Annotated in this window: 17 protein-coding genes; 15 read left to right on the forward strand and 2 right to left on the reverse strand. The window is 38.2% G+C overall.

The window, feature by feature from the left end; translation table 11 throughout:
* Nucleotides 1-227: 227 nt before the first annotated feature.
* From H8S40_RS02250 to H8S40_RS02265, 4 genes are all read left to right on the forward strand, one after another.
* Nucleotides 228-986, forward strand: a complete 759-nt coding sequence (locus H8S40_RS02250; RefSeq protein ID WP_186864454.1) for a tRNA threonylcarbamoyladenosine dehydratase — start codon at nucleotides 228-230, stop codon at nucleotides 984-986.
* Between the two features lie 34 nt (nucleotides 987-1,020).
* A complete protein-coding gene (locus tag H8S40_RS02255; protein WP_186864455.1) occupies nucleotides 1,021-1,398 on the forward strand; it encodes a diacylglycerol kinase family protein in 378 nt (125 codons plus the stop codon).
* Between the two features lie 176 nt (nucleotides 1,399-1,574).
* Nucleotides 1,575-1,958 (forward strand): phasin family protein, encoded by a 384-nt coding sequence (locus H8S40_RS02260; protein WP_118738461.1) that lies wholly within the window; start codon nucleotides 1,575-1,577, stop codon nucleotides 1,956-1,958.
* Entirely contained in the window at nucleotides 1,951-3,525 is a 1,575-nt protein-coding gene (locus H8S40_RS02265) for an ABC1 kinase family protein (protein ID WP_186864456.1), read from the forward strand. The genes H8S40_RS02260 and H8S40_RS02265 overlap by 8 nt, the downstream gene beginning before the upstream one ends.
* Nucleotides 3,526-3,615: 90 nt before the next feature.
* Here H8S40_RS02265 and H8S40_RS02270 read toward each other — a convergent pair whose 3' ends face one another.
* Nucleotides 3,616-3,855 (reverse strand): HPr family phosphocarrier protein, encoded by a 240-nt coding sequence (locus H8S40_RS02270; RefSeq protein WP_022074862.1) that lies wholly within the window; start codon nucleotides 3,853-3,855, stop codon nucleotides 3,616-3,618.
* Nucleotides 3,856-4,239: 384 nt separating this feature from the next.
* Here H8S40_RS02270 and H8S40_RS02275 point away from each other — a divergent pair, with 384 nt between their 5' ends.
* The 10 genes from H8S40_RS02275 to fucO all read left to right on the forward strand — a co-directional run bounded on the left by H8S40_RS02275 (nucleotide 4,240) and on the right by fucO (nucleotide 15,003).
* Complete coding sequence (locus H8S40_RS02275; RefSeq protein ID WP_117990200.1) at nucleotides 4,240-5,118, forward strand: LysR family transcriptional regulator; 879 nt, start codon at nucleotides 4,240-4,242, stop codon at nucleotides 5,116-5,118.
* Nucleotides 5,119-5,287: 169 nt separating this feature from the next.
* Nucleotides 5,288-6,088 (forward strand): DUF4866 domain-containing protein, encoded by an 801-nt coding sequence (locus H8S40_RS02280; RefSeq protein WP_022074860.1) that lies wholly within the window; start codon nucleotides 5,288-5,290, stop codon nucleotides 6,086-6,088.
* 19 nt (nucleotides 6,089-6,107) lie between these two features.
* Nucleotides 6,108-7,439, forward strand: a complete 1,332-nt coding sequence (locus H8S40_RS02285; RefSeq protein WP_186864457.1) for a threonine/serine exporter family protein — start codon at nucleotides 6,108-6,110, stop codon at nucleotides 7,437-7,439.
* Between the two features lie 158 nt (nucleotides 7,440-7,597).
* Nucleotides 7,598-11,206 carry an ABC transporter ATP-binding protein/permease gene (locus tag H8S40_RS02290; protein ID WP_186864458.1) on the forward strand — a complete coding sequence of 1,203 codons (3,609 nt, stop codon included), beginning with the start codon at nucleotides 7,598-7,600 and terminating at the stop codon, nucleotides 11,204-11,206.
* A 48-nt stretch (nucleotides 11,207-11,254) separates the two neighbouring features.
* The gene (locus H8S40_RS02295) at nucleotides 11,255-11,737 is read left to right on the forward strand and encodes a VanZ family protein (RefSeq protein WP_117990203.1); all 483 of its coding nucleotides are present in this window, start codon (nucleotides 11,255-11,257) and stop codon (nucleotides 11,735-11,737) included.
* A gap of 43 nt (nucleotides 11,738-11,780) precedes the next feature.
* Entirely contained in the window at nucleotides 11,781-12,041 is a 261-nt protein-coding gene (locus tag H8S40_RS02300; RefSeq protein ID WP_117990204.1) for a hypothetical protein, read from the forward strand.
* A 150-nt stretch (nucleotides 12,042-12,191) separates the two neighbouring features.
* Nucleotides 12,192-12,425: an HPr family phosphocarrier protein gene (locus H8S40_RS02305; protein ID WP_117990205.1), complete on the forward strand. Its 234-nt coding sequence runs from the start codon at nucleotides 12,192-12,194 to the stop codon at nucleotides 12,423-12,425.
* Between the two features lie 56 nt (nucleotides 12,426-12,481).
* Nucleotides 12,482-13,045, forward strand: coding sequence for a tRNA 5-(aminomethyl)-2-thiouridylate-methyltransferase MnmM (mnmM, locus tag H8S40_RS02310; protein ID WP_186864459.1), 564 nt, complete (start codon nucleotides 12,482-12,484; stop codon nucleotides 13,043-13,045).
* Between the two features lie 107 nt (nucleotides 13,046-13,152).
* Nucleotides 13,153-13,713: a TetR/AcrR family transcriptional regulator C-terminal domain-containing protein gene (locus tag H8S40_RS02315; protein WP_330514282.1), complete on the forward strand. Its 561-nt coding sequence runs from the start codon at nucleotides 13,153-13,155 to the stop codon at nucleotides 13,711-13,713.
* Nucleotides 13,714-13,857: 144 nt separating this feature from the next.
* Nucleotides 13,858-15,003 carry a lactaldehyde reductase gene (gene fucO, locus H8S40_RS02320; protein ID WP_117990208.1) on the forward strand — a complete coding sequence of 382 codons (1,146 nt, stop codon included), beginning with the start codon at nucleotides 13,858-13,860 and terminating at the stop codon, nucleotides 15,001-15,003.
* A 57-nt stretch (nucleotides 15,004-15,060) separates the two neighbouring features.
* On the opposite strand, the gene H8S40_RS02325 is transcribed toward fucO, so the two are convergent.
* A complete protein-coding gene (locus H8S40_RS02325; protein ID WP_117990209.1) occupies nucleotides 15,061-15,687 on the reverse strand; it encodes a TetR/AcrR family transcriptional regulator in 627 nt (208 codons plus the stop codon).
* A 214-nt stretch (nucleotides 15,688-15,901) separates the two neighbouring features.
* Here H8S40_RS02325 and H8S40_RS02330 point away from each other — a divergent pair, with 214 nt between their 5' ends.
* Nucleotides 15,902-17,965 (forward strand): efflux RND transporter permease subunit, encoded by a 2,064-nt coding sequence (locus H8S40_RS02330; RefSeq protein ID WP_118688338.1) that lies wholly within the window; start codon nucleotides 15,902-15,904, stop codon nucleotides 17,963-17,965.
* The last annotated feature ends 19 nt before the right edge of the window (nucleotides 17,966-17,984 follow it).

Below are 17,984 nucleotides of genomic sequence, written 5' to 3' on the forward strand. Positions count from 1 at the left end.
GTATAAATTGCATCTACATCTTGCCTTTTCTAAAACTTGAGGATGTTCCTCATTGAAATTATGCATCCTCACCTTGCCCTTTCTATAACTTGCGGATACACCTCATCAAAATTTTGTATCTTCAATCCCCGAAAATTCCCTGCCTCAGAACCTTGGTTGACAATTGCCTACTAAAACGATATGATAAACAGAGAATACAGTTTATAAAGAAAATGAGGATAGAAGCAATGTTAAATCAATTTTCAAGGACAGAATTATTATTAGGAAAAGAAGCAATGGAGCGTCTTGCAGGAGCACGGGTGGCAGTGTTTGGAATCGGCGGGGTCGGCGGCTATGTGTGTGAAGCATTGGTTCGTTCCGGGGTGGGTTCTTTTGATCTGATTGACGATGACAAGGTTTGTTTGACAAATTTAAATAGACAGATTATCGCGACAAGAAAGACCGTCGGAAAATATAAAGTAGATGTGATGAAAGAACGTATTTTGGATATTAATCCGGATGCGAAAGTGGAAGTTCATAAGTGTTTCTTCTTGCCGGAGAATGCAGATGAATTTCATTTTGAAGACTATGATTATATTGTAGATGCGGTAGATACAGTGACAGCTAAAATCGAGTTGATTATGAAAGCAAAAGAAGTCGGAACACCGATTATCAGCAGCATGGGTGCGGGAAATAAATTAGATGCCAGTCGTTTTAAGGTAGCAGATATTTATAAGACAAGCGGATGCCCGTTGGCAAAGGTTATGCGTCGCGAGTTGAAAAAGCGTGGTGTAAAGAAGTTAAAAGTTGTTTATTCAGATGAACTTCCAATTAAGCCGAAAGATGATATTGCAAATAGTTGTCGTACAAACTGCATATGTCCTCCGGGAGCTGAACACAAGTGTACAGAGCGACGTGCGATTCCGGGAAGTACGGCTTTTGTGCCATCGGTAGCAGGTCTGATCATTGCAGGTGAGATTGTAAAAGATCTGTCTGGAATACAGTAAAAGATAGGACCATACCAAACTAGGGGGAATTCTTATGGAACAAAAGAAAAAACAAAATCATAAATTATATGGTGGATTTCAATATGCGTTTACAGGAATTGTAACTGGGTTGAAGCAGGAACAGAATATGAAGATGCATGCAGTAATGACAGTTTTGGTTGTGATTGCCGGATTTTTCTTTCACATTTCTATGACAGAATGGTGTATCTGTCTGTTGATTTGTGGTCTTATTATGGCATTGGAGTTGGTGAATACAGCGGTGGAAGCGGTTGTGGATCTTGTGACTGAGGAGAGAAAGCCATTGGCAAAGATTGCAAAAGATACGGCAGCAGGAGCTGTATTTATTCTGGCTATTTTTTCAGCAGTGATAGGATGCATTATTTTTCTGCCGAAGGTTATAGCATGGATATAGTTTTCGCACGCAAAAAAGTTTATGAGTGATTTCTCGTCCCTTTTTTCAGACTATTATATTTACTTTTTTTTAGAAAAAGTGTATAACAAAAGTATGAAAAATAACTGGTATGATTCACTTTCATGGCAATCACTACACGGATTGACACGAAGGGTACACGAAAGGAGAAGAAGACTATGGAAAAATTGACAGACGGATTAAAGAAAATCTTATTGGCAGGAATCGGAACAGTGGCTGTTACAGCAGAAAAATCAAAAGATATTTTGGATGACCTGGTAAAAAAAGGCGAGTTGACAGTGGAGCAGGGAAAGGCTCTGAATGAAGAACTCAAACACAATATTAAACAGACAGTAAAAGATAAAGTGAATGTTTCAGTAAAGACATCAACACCTGAAGAATTAAATGAATTGCTCAGTAAGATGACAGCAGAGCAGCTTGCACAGTTGAAAGAGCAGATAGAAAAGGTGGAAGCGGAAGCACCGGAAGAAGAGGTTGTAGAGCCGGAAGATGTAGTGGAAGCAGAAGCTAAAGAAGTTGAAGAACCAGAGGTTAATGAGTAACGCAAAATCAGGTTCCAGATTGAAGGAAATTACAGCAGTACTGCGTAAGCATGAGATCACAAAGGGCATGACCCCGGTGAAGCTGCGGTTGATTCTGGAAGATCTGGGACCTACTTTTATTAAGATAGGACAAATCATGTCGCTGCATTCGGATGTCCTTCCAAAGAAATATTGTGACGAGTTAATGAAACTGCGTTCGGATGTGCCGCCGATGTCATTTTCAGAAGTGGAAGAAGTAATAGAAGAATCCTATGGATGTCCGTGGAAGGAAGTATTTTCAGATATAGAGAAAACGACGCTTGGTTCAGCTTCAATTGCACAAGTGCATCGCGCAACGCTCAAATCTGGAGAGAAGGTTGTTATAAAGGTACAGCGCAAGGGAATCTATGACACGATGGCAAGAGATATCGGACTGCTTCATAAAGCGGTGAAACTGGTGCCGCCGATCAGCATTAAAGAGACTGTAGATTTCAGCATGGTTTTAGATGAGCTGTGGGTAGTCACGCAAGAAGAAATGAACTTTCTGACAGAAGCAGCCAACATGGAGGAATTTGCCCGGAGAAATAAAGATATCGCTTTTGTGCGTACACCGATTTTATACAAAGAGCATACGACACATCATGTTCTTGTTATGGAATATATTGATGGATATCCAATTGATGATAAAATATCGCTTCAGAAAAATGGATATGATCTGCATGAAATAGGAACAAAATTAATAGATAACTACATTAAGCAGGTTATGGAAGATGGATTTTTTCATGCTGATCCACATCCGGGAAATGTATGCGTATCCGATGGGAAAATTGTCTGGATCGATATGGGGATGATGGGAAGATTGTCTGAACGAGACAGAGAATTGATCGGAGATGCAATTCAGGGAATTGCGATTAATGATATCGGAATGATACAGGATGCGGTACTTGCGTTGGGTGAATTTCGTGGAAAACCGGATCAGAGTAAATTATATGAAGATATCAGTACTTTGATGATGAAGTATGGAAAATTGGATATGGGTAATATTGATGTGGCAGAGACAATGCAGGATTTGATGGAGGTTATGAAAACCAATCGGATTTCCATGCCACATGGACTTACAATGCTGGCTAGAGGATTGACGCAGATGGAAGGCGTTATGGCAGACATTTGTCCGGAGATCAATATGGTAGAAATTGCAGCAGCCCGTATAAAAGGTGATTTCTGGCGTAATTTCGACTGGAAAAAAGAGTTAAAAAGCAGTGGCAAACATTTGTATCGTGCACTTCATAAAACAATAGATTTGCCATCAGTGACGGCAGATGCGATACAAGGCTTTATGAAAGGGCAGACAAGAGTAAATCTGGATTTACATGTGTCAAAAGATTTATCAGAGCTGTTGAGAAGACTTGTAAGAAATATTGTAATGGGGCTGTGGGTAATGGCTCTTTTAATCAGTTCGAGTATTATTTGCACGACCAATATGCAGCCGAAGCTGTGGGGAATACCTGCAATTGGAGCTATTGGTTACCTGCTGGCATTTGTGATTGTACTCTATGTATTTATAAAACACTTTTTGTCGAGAAAATAATAGAAAAGATAATAGAAAAAATAAAATACGAGGGACATCCCATGGGAGTTTTGGGTGCCCCTCGTATTTTTGTACTAAAAGTACACACTACTATGATACGCGATATTTTTGAAGAAGTCTGTCAGCCTTCTGTTCATCATCACCATGAATGACGAGAGTAACCGGAAGACCCAGACGAATGGCCATTAGTTCGGAAAGTTCTTTTCCGTTAATATTCATACGATGATTCTCAATGTCTTTGACTGTAATATTAGCAGATAAATTTCTGCATGTGTTATAAAAAGTGACAAATTGTCCTGTAGTTACGAATTTGATATTTTGTTTAATCATAATCAATTCCTCATAGTTTGTATAAAATTGGTTAAAATGACATTGTTTGCAAAAAAGATTCGTATAATCAGATTTTTGTTTGACTTTAACCTTGTTCAGTATATAATAAGATGCATAAAAACGTAAAATACATATTTACTATGACTGATATATATTTTTTGTATATTAAAGAATGAGAAAATTTATCTCAGTCGAGAAGACTCCCACCTCTTCAGGTGGTGAGTAATAGCAAATTTGTCTCAGTGGGAGTCCAATCTCCGACTGAGATAAACGCTCCGCGAGGATGCGCAGTGATTCTGATAGGAATATGTCAGCTTTGCTGACCAGAATCACGCGCCAAGTCTCGCGAACGTTCGACTTGAAGTGTATTAAGGGAGCAAAAGCATGGAGATTACATATGATTATTATCGGATTTTTTATTATGTAGCAATGTATAAAAGTTTTTCAAAAGCCGCGAAGGCATTAATGAGCAACCAGCCGAATGTTACACATTTTATGAACAATTTGGAGAATCAGCTGGGATGTAAGTTGTTTGTGAGGTCAAACCGTGGAGTGACATTGACAGCGGAGGGACAAAAACTGTATCAACATGTTTCTATTGCATATCAACATATTCATACCGCAGAAATGGAACTTGCAAATGAACAGAGTATGGAAAGTGGCAGTATCACAATCAGTGCCAGTGAGATCGCACTGCATCTGTTACTATTACCTATACTTGGAAAATTTCATAAGAAGTATCCGGGAATCCGTCTTCGGATTTTAAATCATTCGACTCCGCAGGCGATACAAGCAGTGAGGGAAGGCGTAGTAGATTTTGCGGTGGTGACAACACCATTGAAAGCAAAAAAACCACTGAAATCAATTTCACTGATGGAATTTCAGGAAATTGTTGTTGGAAATGAGACATTTGCAGACATACAAGAAGCAATTTGTCTTGAGGAGATTGCAAAAAATCCATTAATCTGTCTGGGAAAACAAAGCACAACATATGAGTTTTATTCCAAATTCTTTTTAGAGCATAATCTTGTATTAGAACCGGATACAGAGGTGGAAACAATTGATCAGGTCTTGCCGATGATTATGAATGGATTGGGAATTGGATTCTTGCCGGAGCCGTTTGCAAGAAATGTAATAAATGAGAAAAAGGTATATGAGATTCCAATGGTTGAAACGATACCGAAGCGGGAAATCTGTCTGGTGGAGAATCATAATTTTCCACCAAGTATTGCGGCAGAAACTTTGAAGAAAATGCTTATGTGAAATCAAGAAATATAAGTATGTAAATAATACATATCGGTTATGCAAATAAAACAGTCATGGTTGGTTTGACTTTAAAAGAATAGCTTTCTATACTTAGTGCAGAAGAAGGGTTATCGTTTACAAAATAATGTTAAGCCTGACCAGAAATTTGCATAAAGGAGGAGTTGTCATGCAAACCATTTTACCTAGAGAAGAGGCTGTAGAAGGTATTTTTTCGGAGATTCTTGCCTCGCCGACAGCATGCGAGCAGTTAAGAGATGTTTTTTATGAACATTTAGATGAAGAACATGGGATTGATTTTGATGAGTCAGAACATTTCATACAGGTATTATTTAATGCCTATAAAAATGGAGATGTGACGGCTCTTTTATTAGAATTATGTGGAGGAAGCATGTTTGATTTGCTTAGAGAAGCTTTTTTGATTCCTAAGAAGTTTCACGGAAAATCAGGGGAGAATCCGGTATTGCTGACCGATGTGGATGGAAATATTCTGGAAGGAAAAGAAAAGGAAATTTCCGGACATGAGTATGAAAAATTCAAAGAAATATATGACCGACATGAATGTGCACCACGTTCTAAATTATATTTGGCAGATGGATACGATATTGTACGTTCCTATACAAAAGGAATGGAACTTGTAGAGAAAAAAGATAATAGAAATCGAGGAATCCTGATTTTATATGCATTACCAGATACTCGTAAACTTGGATTGACAGAAGCACAGGCATATGCTGTTGTGTGGGATACTTTTCATAAAATACAGGAAGAGGCGCCAAGAGCAATGGTATATTACGGACAGGAGACTGGTGTGAAGAAAGATAAGGAATTCGATGAGATTGGAATTTTACTTCCGATTCGTGAATTTGAGAAGAAAATGTTACACCATTTGAGTGAAATTGATGGAATTGTATTGACATGTCGCGAGAAAATGATGAAAAAAGCAGGAAATGAAAGTCTGGATTTTGAATAAAGGTTAGGAAGTGGAGAGTATGCGGGGAGAAACAATCAGAAAAAACCATATGGATATTCTCTGGCATGAATATACAGACCAAAATGGTGAAAATAAACCAGTGACGGAAGCTAGTTTGACGGAAAAGGCTTCTATTATCGGACGGGTGGGGATTATGCTGCTCTCATGTGGAACAGGAGCATGGCGTGTGAGAAGTTCTATGAATGCGCTGGCAGAAGTGATGGGGATTACTTGTACAGCGGATATAGGTTTGATGTCGATAGAATATACATGCTTTGATGGAGAGGAAGGATTTACACAGTCCTTGTGTCTGACGAATACGGGAGTGAATACTTCAAAGTTAAATCGTCTTGAAAACTTTATAAGAGATTTTGAAGTTGAAGGCAAGCATATGTCAGGAGAACAACTTCATTCATTTCTAGACAATATAGAAAAGATACATGGTTTATATTCACCAATTGCATTAGGATTTGCAGCAGCGCTTGCCTGTGGCGGGTTCACTTTTCTGCTTGGTGGCGGGCCGATTGAAATGTTGTGTGCATTTATTGGCGCAGGAATCGGAAATTTTATTCGATGTAAATTATCAAAACATCATTTCACTTTATTTTTATGTATTGTATCATCGGTGTCAGCGGCTTGTCTTGTATATGCCGGAGTACTGAAAATAGCAGAGCTTTTGTTGGGGATATCAATACAGCATGAAGCCGGATACATTTGTGCTATGTTATTTATTATACCGGGGTTTCCATTTATAACGAGTGGAATCGATTTGGCGAAACTGGATATGCGATCAGGTATTGAACGCTTGAACTATGCACTGATTATTATTCTGGTTGCGACAATGACTGCGTGGATCATGGCACTTTTGCTACATCTGCAGCCAGTTGATTTTATGAAAATATCATTGCCGATATGGGGATGGATTCTTTTTCGCATACTGGCAAGCTTCTGTGGGGTATTTGGGTTCTCAATTATGTTTAATAGTCCGGTGCGGTTGGCAGAAGTTGCAGCGGCAATTGGTGCAATAGCAAATACATTACGGCTGGAACTGGTAGATATCGCAAAATTTCCACCTGCGGCAGCAGCGTTTATCGGAGCACTTACAGCCGGAATACTGGCTTCTTTAATCAAAAATAAAGTGGGATATCCAAGAATTTCTGTTACGGTGCCATCTATTGTAATTATGGTACCCGGATTATATTTGTATAAAGGATTTTATAATCTTGGGATGATGTCATTAGCAGTGTCTGCATCATGGTTTGCATCTGCAATATTGATTATCGCAGCACTTCCGTTAGGATTGATATTTGCAAGAATACTTACGGATAAAACATTTCGATATTGTACCTAAACATGGGATATTAAGAAATTGATTTGTTACTACAGGAGAGTGATGGATCAATTTCTTTTTGTTAAGTTGAGAAATTAATTGACCATACAAATTTCAAAGTGTAACATAAGATAGAAACAGATGTAAAAGAACAAATACCTTTTGGTAAAGGAGAAAATATGTTACAAATTCAACATATATGCAAGGAATACCGAACCGGTAATCTGGTGCAGAAGGCGTTGGACGATGTCAGTTTGAATTTAAGAGATAATGAATTTGTTGCTATTTTAGGTCCCAGCGGTTCAGGTAAGACAACACTTCTGAACATTATCGGAGGACTGGACCGTTATGATAGCGGGGATTTGATCATTAATGGGATTTCTACAAAAAAATATAAGGACAGGGATTGGGATTCTTATCGTAATCATACGATTGGTTTTGTGTTTCAAAGCTATAATCTTATTCCGCATCAAACTGTTTTGGCAAATGTTGAACTGGCACTGACGATATCCGGTATCGGTAAAGCACAGCGGAAAAAGAAAGCAATCGAAGCATTGAAAAAAGTAGGCTTGGGTGAGCAATTACACAAGAAGCCAAACCAGATGTCCGGGGGTCAGATGCAGCGAGTTGCGATAGCAAGAGCATTAGTAAATGATCCAGATATTCTGCTTGCAGATGAGCCGACCGGTGCACTTGACAGTGATACAAGTGTGCAGGTTATGGATTTGCTTCAGGAAGTTGCAAAAGACAGGTTAGTTGTTATGGTTACGCATAATCCGGAGCTGGCAAAAGAGTATGCAACTCGAATCGTAAATCTGCGGGATGGTAAGATCCGTTCGGATACAGACCCATATGAAGTGGATGAAGCAATATTAACTCCACCGGAACATAAGAATATGGGCAAATCATCGATGTCATTTATGACAGCTTTGTCGCTTAGTTTTAACAACTTAAAGACGAAGAAAGCAAGGACTTTATTGACATCCTTTGCAGGCTCGATAGGGATTATTGGAATTGCACTGATTTTGTCACTTTCGACCGGAGTGAATAAATATATTCAAAATATTGAAGAAGAAACGTTGTCAGAATATCCGTTACAGATTCAAAGCACCGGGTTTGACATTACATCGATGATGGTTGGAGCCGGAGGTGGTGCCGAAGAAAATGTAAAAAAGAATAAAGATGACGGCAAAATTAAAGTGATTCAGATGGTGACAAATATGTTTGCGACAATGAATTCGAACGATTTGAAATCTCTGAAGAACTATCTGGATAACGAGGAAGCCAGTGGAATCCGAAAATACACAAATGCAATCGAGTACTCTTACAATGTATCTCCACAGATTTTCAAGGAAAACGGAGATAAAATCCGTCAGGTAAATCCAGATAAATCATTTTCAGCACTGGGACTTGGCTCATCTACTTCTTCAAATAGTATGATGTCATCAATGATGAGCACGGATGTATTTTACGAAATGCCGAAAAACAGCAGTTTGTATGAGAAACAATATGAAGTAAAAGCCGGAAGATGGCCGAAAAAGTATAATGAGTGTGTAGTGGTTCTGACTTCGGATGGAAGCATTAGTGATTTCATGTTGTATACACTGGGATTGCGGGACTCTATGGAACTGGACGAGATGATCCAGCAGTTTATAAAAGAGGAAAATGTAAAGACGCCTGAGAATTTGGGAACTTATACTTACGATGATATTATTGGAAAGAAATTTAAGCTGATAAACAGTTCTGATTGTTATGAATATGATAAGCAGTATAAAGTCTGGAAAGATAAAACAGACAACAGCTCTTATATGAAGAAACTGGTTGCGAATGGCGAAGACCTAAAGGTAGTCGGTATCGTGCAGCCGGATGCAGATGCCAAGGCAACGGCATTACAGGCAGGAATTGCTTATCCATATGCTTTGACAGAACATGTGGCAGAAGAGGCAAAGAAAAGTGAAATTGTAAAACAGCAGCTTAAAAATCCGGATATCAATGTATTTACAAATGAAAAGTTCGGAACTGACAAAGGTGACGATGATTTTAACATGGATTCTTTATTCACAGTTGATGAAGCTGCATTGCAAAAAGCGTTTAAATTTGATGAAAGTGCGATGAGCAATCTTGGCAATTCACTTGATTTTTCCGGTGCAGATTTAGAAAAAGCATTTCGTGTCGGAGGGGATAGTTTTGAACTTTCCAATATGGTGAATCTGGAAGAGGTACAGCTTGATCTGTCAGGTATGCCACAGTTGAATTTAGGAGAGATTCTTTCCAAATTGGATTTATCAGTATCACCGGATGGATTGAAACAAATGGCATCTAGTCTGTCAGAAGGATATCTGGAATATGCGAAGACACATCCAGAAGCAGATTACTCTCATTTGCTGGAAGATTTTACAGAATATTTAAAAACGGATGAGGCAAAGAAAATTATTGAGGATAATATCAAAGACATTATCAAAGAAAGTGCCAGTGTGACCATTACACCGGAACAAATTCAAAAGCTGCTCAAAGACACCATGGCAGGTTTCTTACAGTATGTAACAGATAATGGTTATACAGATGTTAGTAAATTTGGAGAGTACTTGCAGGAATATTTACAGACAGATGAAGCAAAGCGAATGCTTGCGTCAGTCGGAGACGGGATTCAGATTGATGATATCGAGGTAAATATTACTGCTGAACAGATGACAAAGCTGGCAAATGAATTGTATAAAGGATACCAGAATTATGCATCAGTAAATGGTAAACCGGATCCGTCCAAGATGGGAGAACAAGTAATAAAGTATCTTGGAACAGAGGATGGAAAGAAACGTCTGACAGACGGACTGACTAAAACGGTGGATATGAATGCTCTGGAAAGTCAGGTATCTGCAGCTATGCAGGATTATATGACAAAGGCAATGGGTGTGCTTAGCAATTCTATGGGCGAGGCGATTGGGACACAGGTTTCATCAGCAATGACACAGATTGTAACACAGCTTACAAAGGGTATTGAGAGTGCGATGACGCAGATGATGACGAATGTCGGGACACAACTTCAAAATGCGATGGGAAGTGCAATGACAATCGATACCGATGCATTTGCAAAAGCATTTCAGATGAATATGACGGAAGATGATCTGGTGGAATTGATGATGTCTATGAATACATCGAACAGTGTGTCTTATGACAGTAATCTGCAGAAGCTTGGCTATGTGGATTTTAATGTGCCGGCGGAAATTTCATTGTATCCGAAAAATTTTGAGAGCAAAGAAGAAGTTGTAAAAATTTTGGATAAGTACAATCACAAGATGGAAACGGAAGGAAAAGATGAACAGGTCATCAGTTATACCGATGTAGTTGGAACATTGATGTCTTCGGTGACAAATATTGTGGACATTATCAGTTATGTACTGATTGCGTTTGTTGCGATATCGTTGATTGTATCATCAATCATGATTGGAGTTATTACGTATATCAGTGTATTGGAGCGTAAGAAAGAGATTGGTATTCTGCGTGCAATTGGTGCTTCGAAAGGAAATGTATCTCAGGTCTTTAATGCAGAGACATTTATCATCGGATTATGTGCAGGGGTGATCGGTATTGGATTAACAGTAATCTTGTTAATTCCGACAAATGCGATCATTCATTCGGTTGCAGACACGACAGCTGTAAGTGCGGTATTACCGGTTATACCTGCATTGGTACTGATAGCGTTGAGTGTAGTACTGACATTGATCGGTGGTTTGATTCCATCTAGAAAGGCGTCAAAGAGTGATCCGGTAACGGCACTGAGGACAGAGTAAAACAGAGTGCATGGAGTAGCATAAAGGGAAGTATAAAGGAAATAACAAATGAAGTATAACAAGAGAAAGAGACTCTTTCTTGTGCTGGCAATTATCTGGATGATTATGATTTTTGGTTTTTCGTCCAGAAATGGTGATTTGTCAGGAGAAGACAGCGGAAGGGTCGGAAGACTTGTCGGTGAGTGGTTTGTTCCGGGATTTGATGAGTGGAGCGAGGTAAAACAAAATGCATTTGTTGATAAAGTGGATTTTCCGGTTCGAAAGACTGCACATGCGACGGAATACGCAGTATTGGGTACGTTGATTTTCGGGGCAACTTATGAGATTCAGCGAAAAAAGAGATATATCGTTGGAATCCCGTGGCTATGCGGAACGATATATGCAGCTACTGATGAAATTCATCAATTGTTTGTCCCTGGTCGAAGCGGTCAAGTGCGGGATGTACTGATTGACAGCTGCGGCGCGTTTATCGGAGTAATGCTTGTAACATGGATGATAAGTCGTAGAGAAAAGAAAGAAAGTACAAAATGATGTACTTCGTAAAGAAAAATATCAGAAAGATGAGGAAAAGAACATGAATGAATTATATGAAGCGATTGAGAAAAAAATAAAAGATGCAGGATATCCGAGAAAAATTTCAGGGGTAGATGTATACAATGATATTTGTGACCAGATAGACGGAAAGGAAAACGGAACTTACATTTTGTTATCCAAATTCGAGGATGATGTCGTATTTGAATATCATATTACAATTCAGGACGAGGATTTTAATCTTGGAATTCTGACGATGAAGACTCCGGAAGGTGTGTTCGAAGCAGATTTTGATGCTGAATAAGAAACTTGTGACAGCAGAAAAGACTATTGAATACTTTATCTAGGACAAAAAAAGAGCAGAATTTGCATGAAAATAGACAAAATATGTATTGACGATAAAATTGTTTTGAGGTATGATTAGGCAGATTTTACGGAAAGGCAGGAAAAAAAGATGGCTGATACAGTTCAGAAAAAAATCGCATTTGAAAATGCAGATGCAGCAGTAGAATTTGTTAATAGAGTACAACAATTTCCCTTCGATGTAGATTTAAAGGCAAGAAATATGAGAATTGATGCAAAGTCTTTACTTGGCGTACTTTCTATTTGCGAAGAGAAGAATATTGAAGTAGAAGCTTTTGGAACGAGTGATGAGTTTGTCGAACTGCTTGCTGAGTATACAGCATAGTTTAGATGAAGCCTATAAATTATGTGGTAAGTGCTATATAGACGAGGAGAAATAAAATGAATCCATCACAGATTACAGATTGGAGTCATCAGATTATACGGTCTGTGGCAAAGAAAGACGGATTATATATTGATGCGACTATGGGGAAGGGACACGACACAAAGCTTTTATGCGAATTAGCAGGAGAGCAAGGAAGTGTGCTTGCATTTGATATCCAGTCGGAAGCGGTGCATGCAACAGAAAACTTGCTGCAGAAAGAAGGTCTGCTTGACAGGGCAACATTACTTTTGACAGGTCATGAGCATATGGATGAATATGTGCAGACAGAATCGGTGGATGTCGTGTGTTTCAATTTCGGATATCTTCCGGGCGGGAATCATAGTATTTCAACAAAAACAAAGACAAGTCTGGAAGCAATTGAAAAAGGGCTTACCTTGTTGAAGCATGGTGGTATGATGAGTCTGTGTATTTACAGTGGCGGTGATACAGGGTTTGAAGAGAAGGATGCAATTCTTCAATATATAAAAGAAATTAATCCGAAAGAATATACAGTAATTGTAAATGAATACTATAATCGTGAGAATAATCCCCCAATCCCGGCATTTATTTTTAAACGTTAAAAGGTTGGATTTCACTGTGATTGCAGTGGAATTCAACCTTTTATTCTGTATTTTACGGGGAAGATATGGTATAGTATGGATAAATCAAAAGAAAGGTATGGTAAAGAGTGGGAGATAAGCAGGAGAAAATGAAATACCGGCTTGCGGAAGCGATGAAAACTTGTATGAGAACCATGCCGGTAGAGAAGATTACAGTTAAAGAAATAGTTCAGGAATGTGGGACAACACGACAGACATTCTATCGCTATTTTCTAGATAAATATGATTTGATAAACTGGTATTTTGACAAGATTCTTTTGGAATCCTTTGAGCATATGGGAGAGGGAAAAACTGTCTATGAAGGTTTGTGTAAGAAGTTTCAGTATATTGAAGAAGAAAAGTTATTTTTTAAGGCAGCATTTCGTAATGACCAGCAGAATTGTTTAAGAGAACATGATTTCCAATTGATACTTGCTTTTTATACAAGGCAGATTGAAGAGAAGACGAAAGAACCGATTTCAGAAAATCTACGTTTTTTGTTGGAGATGTATTGTCAGGGGTCTATTTATATGACTGTTCAGTGGGTGCTGGGTGAGAGAAAAAGCACACCACAAGAGATGGCGAAGGCACTTGTATCGGCGATGCCGTCAGAGTTGTATGATGTGATGAAACAATTAAATCTTGTGTAAAATGAATGAAAAATAAGAAAAAAGTCAATCTGACATGTGAAAATGTGACAGATTGACTTTTTTGTAACTTTTTATTTGGAGAAGATATTGTTAAAATAAAGACATAAGAAAACAAAACGGCAAAACAGAAAGGGAGAAGAAAAAATGGCAAACAGAATTATGTTGAATGAAACATCTTATCATGGAGCAGGTGCAATTGGGGAAATTGCAACAGAGGCAAAAGCAAGAGCTTACAAAAAAGCATTTGTATGTTCTGATCCGGATTTGATTAAATTTGAAGTAACAACAAAAGTAACAAAAGTGCTGGAAGATGCAGGACTTGAGTATGAAATTTATTCTGATATCAAAGCAAACCCAACAATCGAAAATGTACAGCATGGAGTAGAAGCATTTAAGAAAGCAGGAGCTGATTACATTGTTGCTATTGGTGGCGGTTCTTCTATGGATACAGCAAAAGCAATTGGTATTATCATTGCAAACCCTGAATTTGAAGATGTTAGAAGCCTGGAAGGTGTTGCACCTACAAAGAAACCTTGTGTACCAATCATCGCAGTTCCAACAACAGCAGGAACAGCAGCAGAGGTAACAATCAACTATGTTATCACAGATGTAGAAAAGAAAAGAAAATTTGTATGTGTTGACCCACACGATATGCCAATCATCGCAGTTGTAGACCCAGACATGATGTCTTCTATGCCAAAGGGGCTGACAGCTTCTACAGGTATGGATGCATTAACACATGCAATTGAAGGATACACAACAAAAGCAGCATGGGAAATGACAGATATGTTCCATCTGAAAGCAATTGAAATCATTTCAAGATCACTTAGAAGTGCAGTAAATAACGAAAAAGAGGGACGTGAAGGTATGGCTCTCGGACAGTATATTGCAGGAATGGGATTCTCAAACGTAGGACTTGGAATCGCACATTCTATGGCTCATACACTTGGTGCTGTATATGATACACCACACGGTGTTGCATGTGCAATGATGCTTCCAATCGTTATGGAATACAATGCAGATTGCACTGGCGAGAAATACAAAGAAATCGCAAGAGCAATGGGCGTAAAGGGTGTGGATGATATGTCTGTAGAAGAGTACCGCAAAGCAGCAGTAGATGCTGTACAGAAGCTTTCTGTAGATGTTGGTATCCCTACAAAACTTGAAGCACTCAAAGAAGAGGATCTTCAGTTCCTGGCAGAGTCTGCTCATGCAGATGCTTGTGCACCGGGTAATCCAAAAGATGCAAGCGTAGAAGATCTGAAAGATTTGTTTAGAAAATTAATGTAAGAAAAAGCTATATAAAAAAAGAAACGGCAGAGCAGTGCATGTTCTGTCGTTTCTTTTTTACTGGCTGTATTCATTTTTGTTGAAATAAGATAATAAAATATGATGAATCGAACGATGCAGGTACGGCATATACTCTTCTATAGGAAGAGGCTGTTCGTATAAGATACAGCTATAGCAGGTGGAACCTACAAGCTCCAGTATTGTAAAAAGTAATAATTCAGCTTCTACATCGGTGATAGAGCTCTTTTGAACCAATTCACGATAATAAGAATAGAATTCGCGAGATTCTTCTGATTCGTCAGCAACTTGTTGCTCGAAGGCAACTCTGAAAATTCCCCAGGATAAATTTTTAGAGATAAATTGCAATAATTTAGGGTTTTCCTCCAGTTTTGCTATAATGAAATCAACAACAAAAAATAATTGGTTTTCGAAACCTTCGATAGATTCTTGCAGAAGAGCATGGTGTGCTTCTGCGAAAAGCTGACCGGTTTTATGTGCGATTAAAATGTCTCGCAAGTCGTATTTATCTTTGAAATACAAATAAAATGTGCCTTTTGCAAGACCGGCTTTAGAAGAAATGTCGGAGATTGTCGTCTTGGCAAATCCCTTATCTGTGAATAATTCAAATGCAGTCTGTAAAAGTGCATTTTTCTTTTCTTTCTTATTTAAGTCTACCTTACTCATATTCCTCACTCCTGTAATACATTCTTGAACAATATCGATATCATGCGATACAGTTCAACAAGATATTATCTATTGTGTAACAAAAGTAAAAAAAAATCAATATGAAAATGACCAATATTCATTTTCGGCTACAAATTTGCAAATGTGAATATTGACCAATAGTCATTTAGGAATATAATGGGTTTAGAAATGAAAAAGATTGGGAGATGAAAATATGATTAAGGTGGGTAAAAAAATTGTGAAATACAGAATCACAATTTTAATTATCGGAATTTTATTATTAATTCCATCGGTTTTGGGGTATTTAAAGACTCGGGTAAATTATGATATTCTCTATTATCTGCCGGGGAATATTGACACAATGAAAGGTCAGGATATTTTAATCGATGAATTCCAAAAAGGCGCATTCGCAATGGAAATCGTAGATGGCATGACGACGAAAGAAGCAGCAGATGTTAAACAGAAAATTGAGCAGGTAGACGGAGTGGCAGATGTAATCTGGTATGATTCTATTGCAGATTTATCAATGCCGATCAGTGAACTGCCTGACAACCTAAAAGATGTATTTTATAAAGATGATGCGACATTGATGGCAATCTTCTTTGATGATACAACCTCCGCAGACAGTACAATGGATGCAATCAAAGAGATTCGAAGTGTTACAAATGAACAGTGCTATTTAAGTGGTATGTCAGCAGTTGTAACAGACATTAAGAACCTGTCTGAAAAAGAGATGCCGATTTATGTACTGATTGCAGTTGTGTTAAGTTGTATTGTACTTTCAATATTTACAGATTGTTGGGTTTTACCGATATTCTTTATGCTTAGTATCGGTATGGCAATTGTTTATAATATGGGAAGTAACTACTTCCTCGGACAGATTTCTTACATTACAAAGGCGTTAAGTGCAGTGTTGCAGCTTGGAGTTACGATGGATTATTCCATTTTCCTGTGGCATAGTTATCAGGAAAATAAGCAGCGTTTTGATGGCGACAAAGAGCGTGCGATGGCACATGCAATATCCAATACATTTACATCAGTAATTGGAAGTTCCATTACAACGGTGGCTGGTTTCATTGCATTGTGTTTTATGAGTTTTACACTTGGACGCGACTTGGGTGTCGTTATGGCAAAGGGCGTTGTATTTGGAGTGATCAGTTGTGTTACAATTCTACCGTCACTTTTACTTGTGTTCGATAAAGCGATTGAAAAGACAACACATCGTTCCATCATACCGCCGATGGAGAAACCTGCAAAATGGATCACAAAACATTTCAAAGTGTTTGTGGTAGTATTCCTTGTTGTATTAGTTCCGGCATTGATCGGATATACAAAGACAGATGTATATTACAATCTGGATTCTACACTTCCGAAATATCTTGCCAGCATCAAGGCAAATGATAAACTGGCAGATACATTTGACATGAATGCAACAGACATGGTACTTGTCAAATCTGATATGTCAGCAAAAGATGCGAAAGCAATGCTGAAAGAAATTAAAAAAGTAAAAGGTGTGAAATTCGCGCTTGGATTGGACGATCTGCTTGGCTCATCTATTCCAAGAGATATCATCCCGTCAGAATTGACAGAGACATTGAAACAAGGAAACTGGCAGCTGATGCTTGTTCAGTCAGAATATAAAGTAGCGTCAGACGAGGTCAATGAACAGTGTACAACAATCAACGATATTGTAAAAAAATATGACGATACAGGAATGCTCATTGGTGAAGCTCCTTGTACAAAAGATCTTATTACAATTACAGATAAAGATTTTAAAGTAGTAAGTGCGGTTTCAATCGTAGCAATCTTTATCATTATTGCATTTGTATTTAAATCTATTTCATTACCTGTTATACTGGTATCAGTAATTGAATTTGCGATTTTTATTAACCTGGGAATTCCATATTATACCCATACAACGTTGCCGTTTATTGCATCTATCGTAATCGGAACAATTCAGTTGGGAGCAACTGTCGATTATGCGATTTTGATGACGACACGTTACTGGAAAGAGCGAAGCAAAGGATGCGAAAAGAAAGAAGCAATACGAATTGCATTAGGCTCATCGATTAGTTCGGTCATTGTATCTGCACTGGGATTCTTCGCCGCAACATTCGGAGTTGGATTATATTCGGATATTGACATGATTTCTTCTCTGTGTACATTGATGTCACGTGGAGCATTGATTAGTATGTTTGTTGTAATATTTATCCTCCCGTCTATGTTGATGGTATTCGATAAAGTGATTTATAAGACAACGAAGAAAATGAAAGTATAATGATGCTGGCTAAACAGGA

Origin of the sequence: Ruminococcus hominis, from assembly GCF_014287355.1 — a bacterium.
In the GTDB taxonomy this organism is placed as follows: Bacteria; Bacillota; Clostridia; order Lachnospirales; family Lachnospiraceae; genus Schaedlerella; species Schaedlerella hominis.